The organism is Pseudomonas sp. LBUM920, assembly GCF_003852315.1.
In the GTDB taxonomy this organism is placed as follows: domain Bacteria; phylum Pseudomonadota; class Gammaproteobacteria; order Pseudomonadales; family Pseudomonadaceae; genus Aquipseudomonas.
This window is the reverse complement of record NZ_CP027762.1, coordinates 1,660,018-1,680,441: the sequence shown is the minus strand read 5'-3', so window position 1 is coordinate 1,680,441 and position 20,424 is coordinate 1,660,018. Positions and strand designations below refer to the sequence as shown.

Here is a 20,424-nt window from a genome sequence, read left to right as displayed (position 1 = left end):
AGAGCGACATGTATGGCGACCTGCGGCGAAGTATTGGTCAACCTCCTGGAACGCTACGGCGTAGACCAGGTGTTCGGCATTCCCGGCGTGCACACCGTGGAGTTGTACCGTGGCCTGGCGCGCTCGAGCATCCGCCATGTCACCCCGCGCCACGAACAGGGCGCAGGCTTCATGGCCGACGGCTATGCACGCACCCGCGGTAAACCTGGCGTGTGTTTCATCATCACCGGCCCCGGCATGACCAACATCACCACCGCCATGGGCCAGGCCTATGCCGACTCGATCCCGATGCTGGTGATTTCCAGTGTGCAATCGCGCAGCCAATTGGGTGGCGGGCGCGGCAAGTTGCATGAGTTGGCGAACCAGAGCGCGATGATCGCGGGCGTGGCGGCGTTCTCGCACACCTTGATGTCGGCGGCGGAGTTGCCTGGCGTGCTGGCGCGCGCGTTTGCGCTGTTCCAGGCCGGTCGACCGCGCCCGGTGCACATCGAGATTCCGCTGGATGTACTGGTCGAAAACGCCGATGCCCTGCTCGGCAGCGAGCCGGTCAGCGTGGCGCGCGCCGGTGCCGCGCCGGCGGCGGTGAAGCAGATGAGCCAGTGGCTGGCGGCAGCAAAACGCCCGCTGATCCTGGCCGGCGGCGGCGCCATCGAGGCGGCCGCCGAATTGACGCGCCTGGCCGAACGGCTGGGCGCACCGGTGGCCCTGACCATCAACGCCAAAGGCATGCTGCCGGCCGCGCACCCGTTGCTGATCGGCTCGACCCAGACGCTGGTCGCCACCCGCGCCCTGGTCGCCGAAGCCGATGTGGTGCTGGCCATCGGCACCGAGCTGGCGGAAACCGATTACGACGTGACCTTCGCCGGGGGTTTCGAGATTCCCGGCACGCTGCTGCGCATCGATATCGACCCCGACCAGACCGTGCGCAATTACCCGCCTCAGGTCGCACTGGTGGCCGATGCGCAGATCGCAGCCCAAGCCTTGTTGGCCGCGCTGGACATCCAGGTATCGGGCGATCGCGCCCCCGACTGGGGCAGCGCACGCGTCGCGCGTCTGTGGGCTGAATTGACGCCCACCTGGGACGCCGCTACCCGCGCGCAAACCCTGTTTCTCAACACCGTGCTGGCGCAACTGCCCGGCGCCGTGCTGGTGGGCGACTCCACCCAACCGGTGTACAGCGGCAACCTGACGCTGAACCTCGACCACCCACGCCGCTGGTTCAATTCCTCCACCGGCTACGGCACCTTGGGCTACGCCCTGCCCGCAGCGATTGGCGCCTGGCTGGGACGCGGCGACGGGCAACCGGTGGTGTGCCTGATCGGCGACGGCGGCCTGCAATTCAGCCTGCCGGAACTGGCCAGCGCGGTCGAGGCGCGCGTGCCGGTCATCGTGCTGCTGTGGAATAACCAGGGTTACGAGGAGATCAAGAAGTACATGCTCAACCGCGCCATCGAGCCGGTCGGTGTGGACATCTACACCCCGGACTTTATCGGTGTGGCCAAAGCCTTGGGCTGCGCCGCCGAGAGCATTCAGGGTATCGCGCAGCTGCGCACGGCATTGCGCGCCGCCGCTGATCGCCAGGGACCGACGCTGATAGAAATCGACCAGGGGCTGTGGATGCAGGAGGTAGCGGTATGAACGCAGTATTGGACGGTGTGTACATTGCAGGCGAATGGCGCGCAGGCCATGACGTTATCGAGGTGATCAACCCCGCCACCGAAGCCACACTGGCCCACGTCAGCGTGGGCGACGCGAGCACCGTGGCCCACGCGGTGGCGGCGGCCAGCGCGGCGTTCATCGACTGGTCGAAAAGCACCGGCCGTGACCGCGGCGCCGTGCTGCGTAAGATCGCCCAGGGCGTGAGCGCCCAGCGCGACCAGCTGATGCAGTTGCAGTCGAGCAACAATGGCAAGCCGCTGTTTGAGGCCGGCATTGATGTGGACGATGTGATCGCCACCTTCGACTACTACGCCGGCATGTGCGACGACATGGACGCCACGCAAGACCGCCCGGTGGCACTGCCCGGCGAGGACTTCAGCGCACGCCTGCGCCGTGAGCCCTGTGGTGTGGTCGGGCTGATTGTGCCGTGGAATTTCCCGATGGTGACCACCGCCTGGAAGCTCGCCCCGGCCCTGGCGGCCGGATGTTGCGTGGTGCTCAAGCCATCGGAAGTCACGCCGTTGGCGGAGTTGCAACTGGCGCAAATTATTGCCCAGGCAGGGCTGCCGGCGGGTGTGTTCAACCTGGTCTGCGGCACGGGCCTGGCGGTTGGCGCACCGCTGGCCGCAGACCGCCGCGTGGCGAAGATCTCCTTCACCGGCAGTAACGCCGTCGGCGTGCAAGTGATGCAGCGCGCGGCAGAAACCATCAAGGGTGTAAGCCTTGAGCTGGGCGGTAAATCCGCGTTGCTGGTGCTCGCGGACGCCGACCTTGACCTGGCGGTGGAGCTGGCCTGTGGGGGTGGCTTTTTCAACGCCGGGCAGATGTGTTCGGCCACCAGCCGCGTGCTGGTGGCTGACAGCCTGGCGGACGCGTTCCTGCAGCGTTTGCAGACACGGGCCGAGGGGATTCGCGTGGCAGACCCATTTGCCGATGAGGTGCAAATGGGCGCGTTGATCAACCGTGCGCAGTATCAGCGAGTGCTGGGGCATATTCAGCGTGGCATCGCAGACGGCGCGCGTTTGCTGTGCGGTGGTGAACGACCGGCCGACCTGGCGAAGGGCTATTTCATTCGCCCGACCGTGTTTACCGATGTGCCGTTGAACAGCGCGTTGTGGAACGAGGAGATCTTCGGCCCGGTGCTGTGTGTCCGACGTTTTACCACTGCCGAGGAAGCCATTGCCCTGGCCAATGACAGCGATTTCGGCCTGGTCGCCAGTGTGGTGAGCGCCGATGTCGACACCGCCGAACGCGTGGCCAACGCCTTGCAGGCCGGGCTTGTGTGGATCAACTCCCCGCAGGTGATCTTCCCGCAAACGGCGTGGGGTGGTTACAAGCAGAGCAGCATCGGCCGCGAGTTGGGCCCGTGGGGCTTGGCGGCGTTTCAGGAGATCAAACATGTGATCCGCGCCCTCTAGCGACGCAGGTCCCTCGTGGGAGCTGGCTTGCCTGCGATAGCGGTGAATCAGGCAGTCATTTCTGGACTGACCCACCGCCATCGCAGGCAAGCCAGCGCCTACATGTTTGATCACCTGCAATTTTTAGATAGCCCCAACGATTTTCTGATTTGCTCCCCTCCTCCCCTGCGTGGCCTGATTCGCCCTTGTCTCTTCAAGGTCCACCCCATGGAAAACGTTCGCGCAACGCCCACCACCGCCGTCTGGCTGATGATCAGCGTCGTACTGGTTGCCCTTAACCTGCGCCCGTCGATGGCCGCCGTCGGTCCACTGTTGTCATCGATTCGCGGCGATGTGCCGTTGAGTTTCAGCAGCGCCGCGCTGCTGACCATGCTGCCGGTCATGGCCATGGGCCTGGCGATGTTCTTTGGCATGGGCCTGGGTAAACGCATGGGCGAGCACCGCAGCATTGTGCTGTCACTGCTGGTGATTGGCTTGGCCACGCTGTCGCGACTGTTTGTGGATTCGGCGTCGGCGTTGATCGTCAGCGCTATCGCTGCCGGCGTCGGTATCGCGATGATCCAGGCGTTGATGCCGGCGCTGATCAAGACGCGCTTCAGCGCCAACGTCTCGCTGTTCATGGGCCTGTATGTCACCGCCATCATGGGGGGCGCGGCACTGGCCGCTTCGTTCGCGCCGCTCGTGCAGGTGCAGACCGGCAGCTGGCGTATCGGCCTGGCCATCTGGGCGGCGCTTGCGCTATTGGCGCTGGTGTTCTGGTACGCCCAGCGTTCGGCAATGCCGCCACTGCCCCAGGCCGGTGCCGGCGCGCAGGAATCGTTTTTCGGCAATCGTCGCGCATGGTTGTTGGCGATTTTTTTCGGCCTCGGCACCGCCGCCTACACCTGCGTGCTGGCGTGGCTGGCGCCGTACTACGTGGAACAAGGCTGGAGCGAACAACAGGCCGGCTTGCTGCTGGGGTTCTTGACCGCCATGGAAGTCGTGTCCGGCCTGATCACCCCGGCCATCGCCAACCGCCGTGAGGATAAACGCGGGGTAGTCGCGGTGTTGCTGGTGCTGATCATCTGCGGTTTTTGCGGCCTTATTCTCAGCCCTCAATACCTGAGCCTGCTGTGGCCTTGCCTGCTGGGCCTGGGCATTGGCGGTCTGTTTCCGATGAGCCTGATCCTGTCCCTCGACCACTTGGACAACCCGCGCCGCGCCGGCGGCCTGACTGCGTTTGTGCAAGGCATCGGCTACCTGATTGCTGGCTTGTCGCCACTTATTGCCGGGATGATCCGCGACCAACTCGGCAGCTTCGAATGGGCCTGGTGGTCACTGACCGCCGTGATTGGGGTAATGCTGCTGATCGTCACGCGTTTCAATCCGAAGCATTACGCACGACATATCCGCTGACGTCGTATTGCCAACATTTTTTGTCCCACACCAAACATAGAAACGCCCTACAGAGCTTTCTAATGGCACGACCGTTCCGTTAAGCTTTTGCCCTTGTCGCGCGCTGCCTCAGTGCCAAGGCTTACCGGATGGAACGGATGCTAAACAGTAATTTGCTCAGAAAGCTCGATATGCAGGACTTGATGGTGTTTATCGCCGTCTACGACCAGAGCAGCGTTACCGAGGTGTCTGAAACGCTGTTCGTCAGCCAGTCCACTGTGAGTTACAGCCTGAAGAAACTGCGCACCAGTTTTGAGGATGAGCTGTTTATCAACACGCGGGCAGGCATGCGGCCTACGTACAAAGCCACGACCATGTACGGGCATGTGCAGAAGATCCTCGAGAGCATCAACCTGTGCCACGCCGGCGGCCAGACCTTCGACCCGACGCAGAAGGCCGTGACCTTCAACGTGTGCGCGCCGGAGTACTTTGAGCAACTGATCCTGCCGCGCCTGTTGAAGAACTTCGACCGCGCCGACCTGCCAGTGATCGTCAATGTGCAAAAGCTGGAAACCGAGATTCCCGCCGAGGACTTACGCGAAGGTCGCCTCGACCTGGTGATTTGTTTCGGCCCGAACTTTCACCGCGCCCACAAAGACTTCAAGGTCCAGATGCTGCTGGAAGATGACTTGGTGTGTGTGTTCGATAAACGCGCGACCCCGCGCGAGCCGGCGTTCAGCCTGCAATCCTTCGTCGAGCGGCGGCACGTGTTTCCCACGCCCTGGAGCTCCCACACCAACATGATCGACGGCTGGCTGGCACGCCAGGCCCACACGCGCCAAGTGGTCGCCAGGGCCAACAGTTACAGCGCCGCGTTGAAGATGATCACCGGCACCGACTTCATCGTCACTCTGCCGCGCCGTGTGCAAAAGCTCTTGGCGCCCGCCAGCGTGTTTGGCCATTGCGAGGCGCCCAACGGGCTGCCGGGCTTCACCCTGGACATGCAGTGGAACGAAACCAGCGGCCAGGACAGTGCCAATACCTGGTTTCGTGAGCAAGTGGTGAAGGTGTGCGCCGATCAGGGGTTGTTGTAGCCCTCAGCCAATCGCGACTTTGCTGTAGGAATCGCGATCCATATCGACCAGCAGAACGCTGAGTTGAACCTGAATATTCGCCGGCCATTCACCCTGGTCCTGCAACGCCGCCAACAGGCTTTCCGACAACTGCTTCTTGACCTGCGGCGAGCGCCCGCTGAGCAGTGACAGCTTCAGCGCAATAAACCCACGCGGGTTGAGTGAGGTGCCGACCTGGAACGTCTCAACCTTGACGGCGCGGCTTTTGATATCGAACTCGGAACCGAACTGCCCGGACGCCATCAGCACATTGTTGAGCCGCAACAGGGTTTTCTCGACGACCAGGCCGGTCAGATTGGCGGTGTATTCCAGGTGCAGGTGCGGCATGAAAAGCTCCGAATAGTTGTAGGAAAAAGAGCGATACATATAGCACGCAGCCGAACCGAATCAGAACGCTTTCAGTGTGAAACTTCGTTCAGGCTGCGCAGCGCGCGGTTTTCCCAAACGGCCACGATCACCAACACCGCCGTGGTCAGCGCGCCCAGCACCAAGGCCGAAAACACCTGCTGCAACCCAAGCGGCAACACCACCAGCAACATCAGCAACCCGCCGAGGTGCGACAGCGGTGGCAATGACCGGTCACTCATTACCCACTTGAACAACGCGCTGCCCACTAGAAACAACCATGGGCCGGCGATGATCGCCACCACGCCGGCCTGGCTGGCATGGCCCGGATGCACCAGCACCAGTTCGTCGGCCACCGCGCTGACAATGATGCCGGCGACGATCAACACGTGCAGGTAGGTATAGGCAATCCGCGCCTGGCGGCCCGGGTCGGCAGAGCTGGCAATCCGGTGATGGGCGCGCTCGGCACCGCTGTCGAAATAGATCCACCACAGCGCAATGCTGCCCACCACCGCCACCAGGAATGCGCCCAGGCCTTCTACGCTCCAGGGCAATTCGGCAAAGGTGGCGCCGGTTACCAGCAATGATTCGCCAAGGGCAATGATCACAAACAGGCCGCAGCGCTCGGCCATGTGGTTGCCTTCGACGTTCCAGTCCGCCAGGGTCGAACGCCCCAGGCCCGGTACCCAGAAATACACCGATGGCGATATCAGTTCGATCAACAGCGCCAGCGCCCAGAAAGCCAGGCGCTGTTGACCTTCGAGGAGGCTGCCGGTGATCCAGAACACGCCGGAACACAGCATCCACGCCAGGATTCGCTGAAAATTGCGAATCATGTTCAGCGACTCGCCACGCACTGCCCACAATGCAAACAGCGTGCGTCCTACCTGCATGAATACGTAGGCGCCGGCAAACAGTACACCTCGGTCGGTAAAAGCCTTGGGGATCGAGGAAGACAGCAGCAGACCGGCCACCATCAAGCCGAACAGGCCGAGGCGGATCGGGATTTTTTCTGGATCGAGCCAGTTGGTGATCCACGATGTGAAGATCCACACCCACCACACCGCAACCATCATCAGCGCCACCTGCACCGCCCCGTCCAGGGTCAGATGCGCCAACAGCGAATGGGACAATTGGGTCACGGCGAACACGAACACCAAGTCGAAAAACAGCTCGACCATGCCGACTTTGCCACTGTCATGACTGCCGCGTCCACGCAGCAAGGAACGGGATGGAATCATCGGTGGCACTCCCTGAAGGGGCTATCTCAAGATTTTGTCGCCAGCACCGGCAGCATGTCGCGCTCGCTCATGAACGCCTCCAGCCGCGAGCGCATCCAGCGTTCCGCCGGGTCGGTGTCGACGTGGCTGAGCCAGACCATGGACAAGTCCAGGGTCGGGGTTTCGAACGGAAACGGTTCGCAGAACAGGTTGCCGCCAGCGGCCATGGCCTGGGCGGTGTAGTCCGGCAAGCTGGCGATCATGTCAGTGCCGGCGAGCAGTGCCGGCAGCGCACTGTATTGCGGCACCGACAGCACCACATGGCGCTTGCGGCCAATTTCGGCCAGCCATTCATCGGCAAACCCGGACACGTTGGCGGTGTGGGACACCAGCACATGAGGGCGTGCGCAATATTCGTCGAGGGTCAGCGGTTTATCCGAGGCGTCGGCGCGCAGCAGGCAGGGGCGGATATGCCGCAGCAGTTTACGTTTGGCATTCGCCGGCAGGCCGCGGGTCTGGGTGATGCCGACGGTGATATCGCCGGACGCCAGCAGGTCAGGGATGCGCCAGTAATCCACATGCTGCACCACAAACACCACCAACGGCGCTTCCTGGCGCAACGCCCGCAGCAAGGGCGGCAGCAGGCCGAACTCGACGTCATCGGACAAACCGATGCGAAAGGTCATGGTGCTCTGGGTGGGATCGAAATCGTGGGTCAGGCTCAGGGCCGACGACAGTGAATCCAGGGCCGGCGACAGGTGCTGAATGATCTCCTCGGCGCGCGCGGTGGGTTCCATACGGTGGCCGACGCGAATAAACAGCGGGTCATTGAATAACGTGCGCAAACGGTTGAGGGCCGAACTGATGGTCGGTTGACCGAGAAACAGCTTCTCCGCCACCCGCGTGACATTGCGCTCGAGCATCAGTGCTTCGAAGACCACCATCAGGTTGATGTCGGCCTTGCGTAATTCATTGCGATTCATCGGCACCTGCCCCTTTCCCCAAGACAAGCCGCAGTTTAGAAAGCCCGCGGGGCTGCGTCTATGTGAACACTGTTCATCGGACGGCTTTGGGATTATAAATCAGCGCTTGAAGGCCACAGGAACACCATCGTGCTGTTCATTATTGCCTCGGCCATTGTGGTGGCCGGGTTCTGCCTCTGGGTAGTCAAGGGGATCGCCAACCCCACGGTGAGAACGCTGACGCGGGTGTTTGTCGGCCTGTGCCTGGCAACCGTGATCGCGTTTGTGGTGTTGGCGTGGGGGGTTCCCGTCTCCGTGCTGCTGTCATGAGGCATTTCATTCATCCACTCTTTCAGCAAGGACCGCCTGATCGTGAAATTTGCCTACACCATCATCTATGTACCCGACGTTGCCGCCTCTCTGATGTTTTTCGAGAAGGCCTTCGGCTTCAGTCGCCGTTTCCTGCATGAATCCGGCACTTACGGCGAGCTTGAAACCGGCGACACCACGCTCTCGTTTGCGGCGCATGAGTTGGGCGAATTGAATTTCGACGGGGGCCATGTCCAGGCGCATGCCTCTAAAAGGCCGCTGGGGATGGAGGTCGGGTTCATGACCGAAGACGTGTTCGTCGCCCATGCCAAAGCGCTGGCCCACGGCGCGACGGAGCTGGCGCCACCCGCCATCAAGCCTTGGGGCCAGGTGGTGTCGTATGTGCGCTGCCCGGATGGCACGCTGGTGGAATTGTGCACGCCAATCGTAGGCTGAACGTGGCGCCGATGTAGGAGCGGGCCTGCTCGCGAAGGCGGTGAATCAGTGAGCCTGTTGGTTACTGACACATTGCCTTCGCGAGCAAGCCCGCTCCCACCTTTAGACTGCGTTCGCTCATTCAGTCAGGGCTTGAGCGGCCGCTCCTGATCTCGCTCGGAAAGCTCCGTACCATCGTCCGGATGCTTCCAGGTCTGCGGCTTTTCCTCTTCAGGCTGCCGCCGAGGTTGCTCATGCGCGTGCTCATCCCGGTGCTCGTGTTTGTCAGCCATTGCCACCTCCCATCCGTAAGAATTGGTCACAGCTTCAAGCATAGAACAGTGGCGAGATTTTGGACGCCAGCAGCGATTGATAGCCAGGACGCATCAATGCATCCAAATTACTCACTTATCATTTCTAAATGTGTCAGCCACTATCCGCGGTCTTAAGCGAAACAAGCACTTTAAAAAGAACGCTGGAGACACAAAACCATGACTAGCCCTTCCCGGCCCGACTCTGCCCGCTCGAAAGTTGGTGCGGTATTCCGCGTTACTTCGGGCAACTTCCTCGAACAGTTCGACTTCTTTCTGTTCGGCTTCTACGCCACCTACATCGCCGCCGCGTTCTTCCCCGCCGCTAATGAGTTTGCGTCATTAATGATGACCTTCGCCGTTTTCGGCGCGGGCTTCCTGATGCGACCGTTGGGCGCGATCATTCTGGGTGCCTATATCGATGACGTCGGTCGCCGCAAAGGGTTGATCGTGACCCTGTCGATCATGGCCAGCGGTACGCTGTTGATCGTGTTGGTGCCGGGTTACCAAACCATCGGCCTGTGGGCGCCGTTGCTGGTGCTGTTGGGTCGCTTGCTGCAAGGCTTCTCTGCCGGTGCGGAGCTGGGCGGCGTGTCGGTTTACCTTTCCGAAATGGCCACCCCGGGCCGCAAAGGGTTCTACACCAGCTGGCAGTCGGGCAGCCAACAGATTTCCATCGTGGTCGCCGCCGCATTGGGTTACGGCCTGAACGTGTGGATGCAACCGGCCGTGGTTGCCGATTGGGGCTGGCGTATTCCGTTTGCCATCGGCTGCGTGATTATCCCGTTCATCTTTTTGCTGCGTCGTAACCTGCAGGAAACCGAAGAGTTCGCCAACCGCAAGCATCGCCCGACCATGCGCGAAGTGCTGGCGACCCTGGTGAAGAACTGGACCGTGGTGATCGGCGGCATGCTGATGGTGGCCATGACCACCACCGCGTTCTACCTGATTACCGTGTACGCCCCGACCTTCGGCAAGACCGTGCTGCAACTGAGCACCTCCGACGCCCTGCTGGTGACCTTGCTGGTGGCCGTGTCGAACTTTGTCTGGCTGCCGATCGGCGGCACCCTGAGTGACCGTTTCGGCCGCAAGCCGGTGCTGGTGGCGATGACCGTGCTGACCGTGATCACCGCTTACCCGGCACTGTCGTTTGTGGTCAACGCACCAAGTTTTGGCCACATGCTGGAAACCCTGCTGTGGTTCTCGTTCCTGTACGGCATGTACAACGGCGCGATGATCCCGGCGCTGACCGAAATCATGCCGGTGGAAGTGCGCGTGGCGGGCTTCTCGCTGGCCTATAGCCTGGCGACAGCGATCTTTGGCGGTTTCACGCCGGCGATCTCCACCTGGTTCATTCACATCACCGAAGACAAGGCCTCGCCGGCCTACTGGATGATGTTTGCCGCGTTGTGCGCGCTGTGCTCGACCCTCGCGTTGTACCGCCGCGCCAATACCCGCGGGCAGGTGATGCAGGGGGCCGCATGATCAAGCCGCTGTGCAAAACCCTGACCGCCCTGGCCTTCGGCGCTTTGGCGCTGACGGCCCAGGCCGAAGAACTCAAGGTGATGACCTCCGGTGGCTTCACCGCCGCCTATAAACTGCTGGGCCCGCAGTACGCCCAGCAAAGCGGTGACACCCTCGACACCATTCTCGGCCCGTCCATGGGCAAGGCGCCGGAAGCGATTCCCAACCGCCTGGCCCGTGGCGAACACGCCGACGTGGTGATCATGGTGGGCTATGCCCTGGATGACTTGATCAAGCAGGGCAAGGTCGACAAGGCGTCGCGGGTGGAGCTGGCCGATTCGCGCATCGGCCTGGTGGTCAGGCAAGGCGCCGCGAAGCCGGCGATTGGCACCGATGCCGAGTTGAAAGCGGTGCTGAGCCAGGCCAAGTCCGTGGCGTATTCGGACAGCGCCAGCGGTGTGTATGTCGAGAAGGAGCTGTTCAAAAAGCTCGGCATGCCCGCCAAGGGCAAGATGATCGAGCGCATCCCGGTGGCTTCGGTGGTCGCCAAGGGTGAATACGAGGTGGGCCTGCAGCAGGTGGCGGAATTGCTGCCGGTGCCGGGCGTGACTTACGTCGGCAAGATCCCGGAAGACGTGCAATCGGTGACGCGCTTTGCGGCGGGCATTCCGGTCAACGCCCAACATCCGGCGCAGGCCAAGGCACTGTTGCAGTACCTGGCCTCGCCCGAGGCGCAGCCGCTGGTGCAATCCACCGGGTTGGACTCGGTATCACACTGACCGAAACGGCATCTCCCGCACCAACCGTTCCAATTCCAGCGCCGCCGGCGGCAACGTCCGCCCGCGGCGCTTGATCAAGCCCACATTGCGCATCACCTGCGGTTCTACCAGCGGCACGCTTACCAGAATCGGGTGCGTGCCCGCCGGCATCGCAATCGACGGCACCATCGCCACGCCCAGCCCTGCCTCCACCAACCCGATCATCGTGGTCACGTGGTGGGTCTCGCAAATACTCGGTTTTTTCACCCGCACCCCACGCAGCGCCTGGTCCAGCAGGAAGCGGTTGCCCGAGGTTTTGTCCACGGTGATGTAATCGTGCTCGTAGGCCTCGGCCCAGGTCACGCTCTCGCGCTCGGCCAACGGATGATCACGCCGACAGGCCAGGACGTAGCGCTCCTGCAATAACAGTTCAAATTCCACTTCGTCGGCCAGGCTGCCACTGAAACTCACGCCAAAATCCGCCTCGCCACTTTCTACCGCGTTGCACACCTCGCCGGCGCTGGCGTCCAGTACGCGCAGGCGAATCTTGGGGTACAGCTTGTGGAATTCGGAGATCACGTGGGGCATGAAGTAGTAAGCGGTGGACGGCACGCAGGCAATGGTCACGTTGCCCATGCGCGTGGACGCCACGTTACTGATGCCCATCAAGGCGACATCGAGGTCGTCGAGCATGCGCTCCACTTGCGGCAAGAATGCCCGACCGACCATGGTCAGGCTGACCCGCCGCGTGGTGCGTTCGAACAACTTCACCTCGAGGGCGGACTCGAGCTTTTCGATGCGCCGGCTCAGCGCCGGCTGCGAGATGCGGATGGCTTCGGCGGCGCCGCGAAAACTGCCCTTGTCTACCACGGCGCGAAAAGCCTGGAGGTCGTTGAGGTCGAAGTTGATGATCACGGGATGGGCCAGGGTGGTCGATTTGGGGGGCATTATCGTATGGGCAGTGGTGGCGCGCCATGTGTGCCTGCACGGGTTTGGATTGATAACCCGGCGACAACGATGAAGCCGGCGCTATCAGCGCGTCAGGTGCGCCCGCACCGCGACTACCTGCAACCTTAGCGGCGTACCCTGCCATCTTCGCGCTTCATCGCATTTACGGTGGATAAATCCAGTGAAGCGGGTGTCGATACAGGCAGTCTTCAAGCGAGGGCAGCGTTGACGCCGCTGATCGGCTTGAGTAGCAGAGACGAAAGTGAGCAATACGGCCGGATTTGAACACGAAAATTCCACGAAACAATTCAAAAAAACCTAACTTAGTATAAATTGCACCGCAACAACTAAAGCCGTTCAAGGAGACTCTCGTGGCAACTCTTCAAGCTCATACAATCCAGGCGCTGCAAACCCAACGCCCTGCCCTGCTGACCGAATGGATTACGAGCCTCGAGGCTTCGGGAGCCACACGAAACGTCAAGGGTGATGACGTCAAACAGCAAGCGGGCGACTTCCTTAATTTGCTGATCGACGCGCTTCTGCAGGGCGGCTCACAGCAGGTAAGCCATGAAAACTGGGCCGAAACCCGTGTCTTCCTGGAAAAGCTGTCGCACAGCCGTGCCTTGATCGGCCAAGACTCGCAACAGACTGCCAGCTTCATTTTCGCCCTTAAAGGCCCAGTGTTCAGCCTGCTGCAACGTGAGTACGCCGAACAACCGGCGCAACTGGCCGAGCAACTGTGGGAAGTGTCCGAACTGCTCGACTCGCTGGGCATGCACACCATCCGCACCTTCCAGAAGTCCCGTGAGTCGGTCATCAAACGCCAGCAGGAAGAATTGCTGGAGTTGTCCACCCCCGTAGTGAAGCTGTGGGACGGCGTGCTGGCCCTGCCGATGATTGGCACCCTGGACTCGCAACGCACCCAGGTGGTCATGGAGTCCCTGCTGCAACGCATCGTCGACACCGGCTCGGAAATCGCCATTATCGACATCACCGGCGTGCCGACCGTCGACACCCTGGTGGCCCAACACTTGCTGAAAACCGTCACCGCCATCCGCCTGATGGGTGCCGATTGCATCATCAGCGGCGTACGCCCACAAATTGCCCAGACCATCGTGCACCTGGGCCTTGACCTGCAAGGCGTGGTGACCAAAGCCAACTTGGCGGATGCCCTGGCGCTGGCCCTCAAACGCCTGGGCGTCACCATCAGCAAGGCTGTCTAAGCATGGAACGCATCCCTATTTTGCAGATGGGCGAATTTTTGCTCGTGACCATTCAGGTCGACATGCACGACCAGTTGGCCATGACGCTGCAGGACGACCTGTCCGAGCGCATCAGCCGCACGTCGGCGCGCGGCGTGCTGATCGACATTTCGGCGCTGGACATGGTCGACTCGTTCATCGGGCGCATGATCGGCACCATTTCCGGCCTGTCGCGCATCATGGACGCGCAGACCGTGCTGGTGGGCATGCAACCGGCGGTGGCCATTACCCTGGTGGAACTGGGCATGACCCTGCCCGGCGTGGCGACCGCACTGAACGTCGAGCGCGGCATGAAACTGCTGCGTGACCGGGTAGAACACTTATGAGCCAAGCCAGCAGCGGCACGCATCCCGTGCTGATCGAACAGGACGTTGTGCTGGCCAGACAATTAGTACGCAGGCTGGCACAGGACTGCGGCATGCGCCTGATCGACCTGACCAAGCTGGTCACGGCCGTCAGTGAGCTGGCGCGCAACACCGTGGTCTACGGCGGCGGCGGGTACATGGATTGGAGCGTCGTCGAAAGAGACCATCGCCCCGGCCTGCGCCTGACCTTTCGCGATGAAGGCCCCGGCATTCCCGACCTCAAGCTGGCCCTGACCGACGGCTGGACCTCCGGCAGCGGCCTGGGCCTGGGCCTGACCGGCGCCAGGCGCCTGGTGGACGAGTTTGAACTGGAAACCGCACCCGGCGAGGGCACACGCGTGACGATCACCCGATGGACCTGAATATTCCCAGCGCCTTGACCCAAGTGCTTTTGATCGAAGATGTCAGCCAAATCGGCTATGCCCGGCGCAGCGCCCAGCAGCTTGCCGAGCTGCTGGGTTTTGATGAAACCGACGCCGGGCGCGTGGCCCTGGTGGCGACCGAACTTGCCAGCAATATCCTCAAGCATGCCGCCCATGGCGAGCTGCACCTGCGCGCCACGGGCAATCAGGGCGTAGAAATGATTGCCGTCGACCGTGGTCAGGGCTTCGATCTGGAAAGCTGCCTGGTGGATGGGTTCTCCACGGGCGGCACGCAAGGCATCGGCATGGGCGCCATATCGCGTGTGGCCCAGGTCTTTGATGTGCATGCCGATCATCGGGGCACGGCGATGTTGGCGCGGCTCTACCCACGCACGTCGAACACGCGGGATATCCGCTATGGCGTCAGCCAGCATTCCTTGCACGACGATCCGGCCTGTGGCGACGCCTGGCACCTGGCAATCGAAGCGGGCCGGTTCAGCGTGATGGTTGCCGACGGCCTGGGCCATGGCAGCGAAGCCGAACGGGCAGCGCGCGCGGGCGAAGAGGTGTTTGCCCAAGACCCCTTCCAGGACTCGGCCACGCTGCTCAACGACATGCATATCGGCATGAACGGCACCCGGGGCGGCGCAGTGGCCGTGGCGCAATACGACGCCGTGGCTGACCGGCTGCGTTTCACCGGCGTGGGCAACATCGGCGCCAGCCTGATTGCCTTCGGCAAATCGCGCGGGCTGGCGTCCCACCCGGGCATCGTCGGCGTGCAGTTTCGCAAGGCGCAACCCTTCGACTACGCTCAGGTCAGCGGCCAACTGCTGATCCTTTACAGCGACGGGCTGCAGTCACGCTGGAACCTTGCGGACTATCCCGGGCTTTGCCACCGCCACCCCGCCCTGATCGCCGCCATCCTTCACCGTGACTTCTGTCGCGGCCGGGATGACGTTACCGTCTTCGTGATTGCCCTGGAGGCCATTGATGGCTGACACCATTGCTTCGCTCACTGAGCAAGTGCAGCGCCTGCACCAGGAAGCCGACGCCTTGCGTACCGAGTTGGATGAGACCAACCAAGGTGTGCTGGCACTGTATGCCGAACTGGATATGCAGGCCGATCAGTTGCGTCAGGCATCAGACCTGAAAAGCCGCTTCCTGTCGTACATGAGTCATGAATTCCGCACGCCCCTGGGCTCGATCCTGAGCATCACCAGCTTGCTTGCCGATGAACTCGACGGCCCCTTGAGCCCCGAGCAGCAGACCCAGGTAGGCTTCATCCGCAGCTCGGCGCGCGAGCTGCGCGAGATGGTGGACGACCTGCTGGACCTGGCCAAGATCGAGGCCGGGCGCATCACCATCTCGCCTGCCTGGTTTGACATGTTCGACCTGTTCTCGGCATTGCGCGGGATGTTCCGCCCGATTGTCGACGCCTCGTCGGTGGACCTCATCTTTGAAGAGCCCGCAGGCTTGCCCAAGCTCTACACCGATGACAAGAAGCTGGCGCAGATCCTGCGCAACTTTATCTCCAATGCCCTGAAGTTCACCTTGCAAGGTGAGGTGCGCGTGTCGGCCCGCATGGAAAGTGCGCACGAGATCCGCTTTGCGGTACAGGACACTGGCCTGGGCATTCCTGCCGAGCTGCACAACAACCTGTTCGAAGACTTTTCCCAGATCGACTCACCGCTGCAAAAACGCCTGCGCGGCACCGGCCTGGGGCTCTCGCTGTGCAAGCGCTTTGCCGAGTTGCTCGGTGGCAGTGTCGGGGTGCAAAGCGCCCCAGGCGTCGGGTCGATGTTCTTTGTGATCATTCCTCTGTCTATCGCGGGCGGGCCTGCTGATGAATCGTGACATCCAGCTGCTGATCGTCGACGACAACGCCGCCACCCGCTATGCCCTGCGCCGACGCCTGGAAAGCCATCACTACCACGTGCTCGAAGCCGGCACCGGCCAAGAGGGCCTGGACCTGATCGCGAGCAAAAAGATCGACGGGCTCATCCTCGACGTCAATCTGCCGGACATGAGTGGCTTCGACATCGTGCGCGCGCTGCGCGCCGACCCGGTGACCGCTCTGCTACCGGTGGTGCACGTCTCGGCTGCGTCCATCGAGACGGGCGACATCATCACCGGCTTGGACGCCGGCGCCGATGCCTACCTGATCCACCCGGTGGACCCGGACGTGCTGCTGGCAACCCTGCGCACGTTGCTGCGCGTGCGTGATACCGAATACGCCTTGCGCGAGAGCGAGGCGCGCTTTCGCGAAATATTTTTCAACATCAGCGCGCCGATCGCCGTCATGGACCCGCAGTTGAAGGTGCATGAATGCAACCACGCGTTCGCCCAACTGATCCAGGACAACCTGAACCCTGACGCCTTGCTCGAATGCTTCGCCAGCGATCAGCAGGCCGTCATTCAGGAGCTGCGCCTGCGTCTCGCCGCGGGCGAGCGCTGGAAAGGCACCTTGCAAATGCAAGTCGATGGCCAAGTGCGCGAAACCGAGTGGCAAATCTCGCCCTATCGCCGGGCCGAACTGAGCCTGGTGTTTGTCGAAGACATCACCGAGCATCGCCATCGCGAGCGCCATCAGCTGGCCGAGCTGACCAACGCCACCACGCAGCTGGCGCGCACCGAGGCGCAGTTGTTGCAGGCACAGAAGATGGACGCGCTGGGCAAACTCACCGGCGGCATCGCCCACGACTTCAACAACCTGCTGACCGGGATCATCACCAGCCTTGAGCTGATCAAAAAACGCCTCGACACTCAGCATACCGAGAAGGTCAAGGCTTATGCCGACGCCGCATTGAGCTCGGCCCTGAGCGCCGCCGGCCTGACCAACCGCCTGCTCGCGTTTGCCCGCCAGCAGCCTCTGGACACGCGCCCGGTGGATATCAACGCGCACATCCGCTCACTGGAAGAGCTGCTGGTGCGCACGATCGGTGAACACATCGCGCTCAAACTCGAGCTGACGACCCACCCGGCCGTGGCGCTGGTCGATCCGATCCAACTGGAAAGCGCAGTGCTGAACCTGGTCATCAATGCCCGCGATGCGCTGCCCAAGGGCGGCAATATCTGGGTGACCACCTACCCTGCTTACTCCAACGGCAACCTGAAACTGGAAAACGGCGCCTACATCGCGCTCTCCGTGCGCGATAACGGCGTGGGCATCGAACACAGTGTGATCGACAAAGTGTTCGACCCTTTCTTCACCACCAAACCGCTGGGCCAGGGCACCGGGCTGGGGCTGTCGACCATCTACGGCTTTGCACGCCAGTCCGGCGGCGACGCACAGATCCGCAGCGTCACCCGCCAGGGCACCGAGGTCACCATCATGCTGCCCGCTGCCTCGGGCCCGGCCAGCGCAACCACCAAGCCCGTTGCGGCGCCCGGGCTCAGCAGCGGCGAACACGTGCTGATCGTCGAAGACATGCCCTCGGTGCGCAGCTTCGTCGCCGAGGTGCTGGTCGACGCCGGTTACCGCTGCAGCCTGGCGGCCGACGGTGATGAGGCGATCGCCACCCTGAACCAGGACACCAGCATCGACCTGTTGCTTACCGATGTCGGCCTGCCTTACATGACCGGGCGGGAATTGGCCGATGTCGCCCGTGGCCTGCGTCCTACGTTGCCGATTCTGTTCATGACCGGTTATGCGGAAAACGCAGCGAATCGCCAAAGCTTCCTGGGGGAAGGCATGGACCTGATCTCCAAACCGTTCCATATCGACGAGTTGCTGGAGAAGATCCGACGCGGGCTGGATGGCCTGCCAGGCACCGAGTAAGGGGGACACGCAGGCCGCCCCGGCTAAATTGCAGGATGCCGTGCGGTGACAGGCTTGGTACCGTGACCGGCCTTGCAAGCGGCTACCGGCACCGAACAATGACTCAATCCAACAAGAACTATCGGCCCCTGCGCCTCGCATCGTGGGCGCTCGGCCTGCTGTGCACCGCCACCCTGGGCTTTTTTGCCTGGCAAAGTTTTTACCCGGTGCGCGCCGCCGATTCGTGGAGTTACCAGGTTTTGCACACCGATGTGGCCAAGGCCGCGTCGTTGATGCCCATGGCTGACGGCTCGTTGATGGTCACCCAGGAACTCAAGGACGGGCTGGGCAGTATCGTGCACATCCGGCTGGATGGAACGCGCGACGTCGTGCTGGGCAACCTGTCCAAACCCGACGGAATGTTGGCCACGCGAGGCGGCTGGGTGTTCAGCCAGGAAACCGGCAACGCCCCCGTCAGCTTTCTCAAGGACGGCGCGGTCACCGAATTGTTCAACGGCGAAAACGTGCAGGGCCTGTGGGATGACGGCGACTACCTCTATGCCATCGAAGACCGCAGCCATGCAGGGCGCCTGCTGCGCTATCGCTGGAGCGACCAGAGCGTAAGCGTAATACGCGAGGGCCTGGACCAGGCGGAGTCGATTATCCGCTGCACGGATGGCCGCATGCTCTACACCAAAAAGAAAGAAGGCATGGTGCGCGAACTGACCGCCGACGGCAGTGACCCGGTGGTACTGGCCAAACTTAACCAACCGACCTTTTTGATGTGCGATGAGCGGGGCCTGTGGGTCAATGAAGATTCCACCCACCGCGCACGCTTGTTGCTGATCGACAAACAGGGGCGTCAGCAGACGATTCTGTCGTTTTTGAAGGCGCCGCAATCGATTGTGCGAACCGCAGACGGCACTTACCTGGTGGCCGAAGGTGGACGCAATCGGGTACTCAAACTGGTGAACAACGCGCTGGCGGCGGCCGGCAACGGCCACAAGCCCTGACGCCGCCCCGAGACAGACCGAACAGCGGCTACTGGCAAGTGCCGCCTTTGTGGTGCGAGCCTGTGCCGCCCACCGGATGCGTGCCCTTGGGGCACGCCGCCGCGAACATCGGGGTAACCATCAAGACCACCAGCAACCCAACCAACGAAAGCTTTTTCATACGACCCTCCGTGACGATCACGATGTGTGATGGCACAAAGATATCACGCATCCACGGAAGTTATCGCCTGCGCATTACACCCACGCCTTGGCGCCGCTGAAAAACGCCTGCGCATTGCTGTCCAGTGTTTCCAGGTGATAGCCACCCTCCTGCACAATCACGCAGGGTAAGCCCAACTGCCGGACGCATTCGCCCAAGCGCGCAAACCCTTCACGCGTCACCGCCACTTTGCTTTGTGGGTCGAGTTCGTAGATATCGAACCCCAAGGACAACACCAGCACATCCGCCGAGAACGCCTTGACCGCCGCCAAGGCCAGCGCCAGCTTTTCGAAGAACACCGCTTCGCTGGCGCCATGGGCCATGGGCAGGTTGAGGTTAAAGCCTGCACCGCCAGCCACGCCGCGCTCGTCGGCAAAGCCTGCGACGCCCGGTAGAAGTTGGTCGGGTCGCCGTGGATCGACACATACAGCACGTCGTCACGGTCGTAGAAAATCTCCTGGATGCCTTGGCCGTGGTGCATGTCGGTGTCCAGCACGGCCACGCGCGCAAAGCCTTCGCGCAGAACCTGAGCGGCCACCGCCGCATTGTTGATGTAGCAGAAACCACCCGCCGCATCGTAACGAGCATGGTGGCCCGGCGGGCGACACAGCGCATAGGCCGCCGGCGCGCCGTCAAGGATATGCTTGGCAGCGGCGACGGCACTTTGCGCCGACCAGTACGCCGAACGCCACGTCAACTCGCCGACCGGGCAACTGCCATCCGCCAGGTAACGCGCAGCCTGAGCGAGGATGCCGCGCAGGGCGTTGGGTTCGCGCACGAAGATATTCGACATGACTTCGTCGCCCCAGTCCTCGGGGATCTCCTTCCAGCGCGAATGCGCTTCCCGCAAAAACGTCAGGTAAAGCGCGCCGTGCACGCCCAGCAATGGTTCAAGGCCGTAGTCAGCAGGCGGCTGGATATCGAAGCCCAAGGTCTGTGCGGCCAACAGCAAGTTGCGCGCGCGCTCGGGGACCTCCTGGGGCGTGCGCATCTGACCGCGGGAGTAGTAGCTGCGCGGGTGATGCAACAGTTGTTCGGGGTGGAAAAACGTACGCATGAGATGCTCCTGTATAAACCCCCAACCTGCAGGCGCTGGCGTGCCGGCGCCTGCAGTCGAATCTGGTCAGGCG

The 20,424-nt window shown here is 62.2% G+C and carries 21 protein-coding genes and 1 pseudogene; 15 read left to right on the top strand and 7 right to left on the bottom strand.

From position 1 onward, the window contains the following. Positions 1-12 precede the first annotated feature (12 nt). The 4 genes from C4J83_RS07680 (at position 13) to C4J83_RS07665 (ending at position 5,545) form a co-directional block, all read left to right on the top strand. On the top strand, positions 13-1,638 hold the full coding sequence (locus C4J83_RS07680) for a 5-guanidino-2-oxopentanoate decarboxylase (RefSeq protein WP_124416690.1): 1,626 nt from the start codon (positions 13-15) through the stop codon (positions 1,636-1,638). Next, the gene (locus C4J83_RS07675; RefSeq protein ID WP_124416689.1) at positions 1,635-3,077 is read left to right on the top strand and encodes an aldehyde dehydrogenase family protein; all 1,443 of its coding nucleotides are present in this window, start codon (positions 1,635-1,637) and stop codon (positions 3,075-3,077) included. The genes C4J83_RS07680 and C4J83_RS07675 overlap by 4 nt, the downstream gene beginning before the upstream one ends. A 207-nt stretch (positions 3,078-3,284) precedes the next feature. Continuing rightward, a complete protein-coding gene (locus C4J83_RS07670; protein WP_124416688.1) occupies positions 3,285-4,472 on the top strand; it encodes a cyanate transporter in 1,188 nt (395 codons plus the stop codon). Positions 4,473-4,609: 137 nt separating this feature from the next. After that, complete coding sequence (locus C4J83_RS07665; protein WP_119740780.1) at positions 4,610-5,545, top strand: LysR family transcriptional regulator; 936 nt, start codon at positions 4,610-4,612, stop codon at positions 5,543-5,545. 3 nt (positions 5,546-5,548) lie between these two features. On the opposite strand, the gene C4J83_RS07660 is transcribed toward C4J83_RS07665, so the two are convergent. From C4J83_RS07660 to C4J83_RS07650, 3 genes are all read right to left on the bottom strand, one after another. Next, positions 5,549-5,911, bottom strand: a complete 363-nt coding sequence (locus tag C4J83_RS07660) for a 5-carboxymethyl-2-hydroxymuconate Delta-isomerase (protein WP_124416687.1) — start codon at positions 5,909-5,911, stop codon at positions 5,549-5,551. A 71-nt stretch (positions 5,912-5,982) separates the two neighbouring features. Further along, positions 5,983-7,170 (bottom strand): low temperature requirement protein A, encoded by a 1,188-nt coding sequence (locus C4J83_RS07655; RefSeq protein ID WP_119739116.1) that lies wholly within the window; start codon positions 7,168-7,170, stop codon positions 5,983-5,985. Positions 7,171-7,196: 26 nt separating this feature from the next. Continuing rightward, positions 7,197-8,132, bottom strand: a complete 936-nt coding sequence (locus tag C4J83_RS07650; protein WP_106576984.1) for a LysR substrate-binding domain-containing protein — start codon at positions 8,130-8,132, stop codon at positions 7,197-7,199. A gap of 129 nt (positions 8,133-8,261) precedes the next feature. Here C4J83_RS07650 and C4J83_RS07645 point away from each other — a divergent pair, with 129 nt between their 5' ends. Then, complete coding sequence (locus tag C4J83_RS07645) at positions 8,262-8,441, top strand: hypothetical protein (RefSeq protein WP_119739114.1); 180 nt, start codon at positions 8,262-8,264, stop codon at positions 8,439-8,441. A 42-nt stretch (positions 8,442-8,483) separates the two neighbouring features. Further along, on the top strand, positions 8,484-8,876 hold the full coding sequence (locus tag C4J83_RS07640; protein WP_124416686.1) for a VOC family protein: 393 nt from the start codon (positions 8,484-8,486) through the stop codon (positions 8,874-8,876). Positions 8,877-9,001: 125 nt separating this feature from the next. On the opposite strand, the gene C4J83_RS30430 is transcribed toward C4J83_RS07640, so the two are convergent. Beyond that, the gene (locus tag C4J83_RS30430; RefSeq protein ID WP_164487912.1) at positions 9,002-9,148 is read right to left on the bottom strand and encodes a hypothetical protein; all 147 of its coding nucleotides are present in this window, start codon (positions 9,146-9,148) and stop codon (positions 9,002-9,004) included. Between the two features lie 198 nt (positions 9,149-9,346). Between C4J83_RS30430 and C4J83_RS07635 the strand changes: the two genes are divergently transcribed. Beyond that, a complete protein-coding gene (locus C4J83_RS07635) occupies positions 9,347-10,651 on the top strand; it encodes an MFS transporter (RefSeq protein ID WP_106576988.1) in 1,305 nt (434 codons plus the stop codon). Beyond that, entirely contained in the window at positions 10,651-11,409 is a 759-nt protein-coding gene (locus tag C4J83_RS07630; RefSeq protein ID WP_124418841.1) for a substrate-binding domain-containing protein, read from the top strand. Before C4J83_RS07635 ends, C4J83_RS07630 begins: the two co-directional genes overlap by 1 nt. On the opposite strand, the gene C4J83_RS07625 is transcribed toward C4J83_RS07630, so the two are convergent. Further along, on the bottom strand, positions 11,401-12,303 hold the full coding sequence (locus tag C4J83_RS07625) for a LysR family transcriptional regulator (RefSeq protein ID WP_106577295.1): 903 nt from the start codon (positions 12,301-12,303) through the stop codon (positions 11,401-11,403). The two genes, C4J83_RS07630 and C4J83_RS07625, sit on opposite strands and share 9 nt — an antisense overlap. A 404-nt stretch (positions 12,304-12,707) precedes the next feature. Between C4J83_RS07625 and C4J83_RS07620 the strand changes: the two genes are divergently transcribed. The 7 genes from C4J83_RS07620 to C4J83_RS07590 all read left to right on the top strand — a co-directional run bounded on the left by C4J83_RS07620 (position 12,708) and on the right by C4J83_RS07590 (position 19,095). Beyond that, a complete protein-coding gene (locus C4J83_RS07620) occupies positions 12,708-13,559 on the top strand; it encodes an STAS domain-containing protein (protein ID WP_119739112.1) in 852 nt (283 codons plus the stop codon). A 2-nt stretch (positions 13,560-13,561) separates the two neighbouring features. After that, positions 13,562-13,924, top strand: coding sequence for an STAS domain-containing protein (locus C4J83_RS07615; protein WP_106576990.1), 363 nt, complete (start codon positions 13,562-13,564; stop codon positions 13,922-13,924). Then, complete coding sequence (locus tag C4J83_RS07610) at positions 13,921-14,325, top strand: ATP-binding protein (protein ID WP_106576991.1); 405 nt, start codon at positions 13,921-13,923, stop codon at positions 14,323-14,325. Before C4J83_RS07615 ends, C4J83_RS07610 begins: the two co-directional genes overlap by 4 nt. After that, positions 14,316-15,323, top strand: a complete 1,008-nt coding sequence (locus tag C4J83_RS07605; RefSeq protein ID WP_119739110.1) for an ATP-binding protein — start codon at positions 14,316-14,318, stop codon at positions 15,321-15,323. Before C4J83_RS07610 ends, C4J83_RS07605 begins: the two co-directional genes overlap by 10 nt. Next, positions 15,316-16,179, top strand: a complete 864-nt coding sequence (locus C4J83_RS07600) for a sensor histidine kinase (protein WP_119739108.1) — start codon at positions 15,316-15,318, stop codon at positions 16,177-16,179. The genes C4J83_RS07605 and C4J83_RS07600 overlap by 8 nt, the downstream gene beginning before the upstream one ends. Then, the gene (locus tag C4J83_RS07595; protein WP_119739106.1) at positions 16,169-18,103 is read left to right on the top strand and encodes a response regulator; all 1,935 of its coding nucleotides are present in this window, start codon (positions 16,169-16,171) and stop codon (positions 18,101-18,103) included. The genes C4J83_RS07600 and C4J83_RS07595 overlap by 11 nt, the downstream gene beginning before the upstream one ends. A 98-nt stretch (positions 18,104-18,201) precedes the next feature. Beyond that, the gene (locus tag C4J83_RS07590; RefSeq protein WP_164487911.1) at positions 18,202-19,095 is read left to right on the top strand and encodes an SMP-30/gluconolactonase/LRE family protein; all 894 of its coding nucleotides are present in this window, start codon (positions 18,202-18,204) and stop codon (positions 19,093-19,095) included. 28 nt (positions 19,096-19,123) lie between these two features. Here C4J83_RS07590 and C4J83_RS30655 read toward each other — a convergent pair whose 3' ends face one another. Together C4J83_RS30655 and C4J83_RS07585 are read right to left on the bottom strand one after the other, a co-directional pair. Next, entirely contained in the window at positions 19,124-19,255 is a 132-nt protein-coding gene (locus C4J83_RS30655; RefSeq protein WP_256586935.1) for a hypothetical protein, read from the bottom strand. Positions 19,256-19,329: 74 nt separating this feature from the next. After that, positions 19,330-20,351: pseudogene (locus C4J83_RS07585) on the bottom strand (histone deacetylase family protein). Positions 20,352-20,424: the final 73 nt, after the last annotated feature.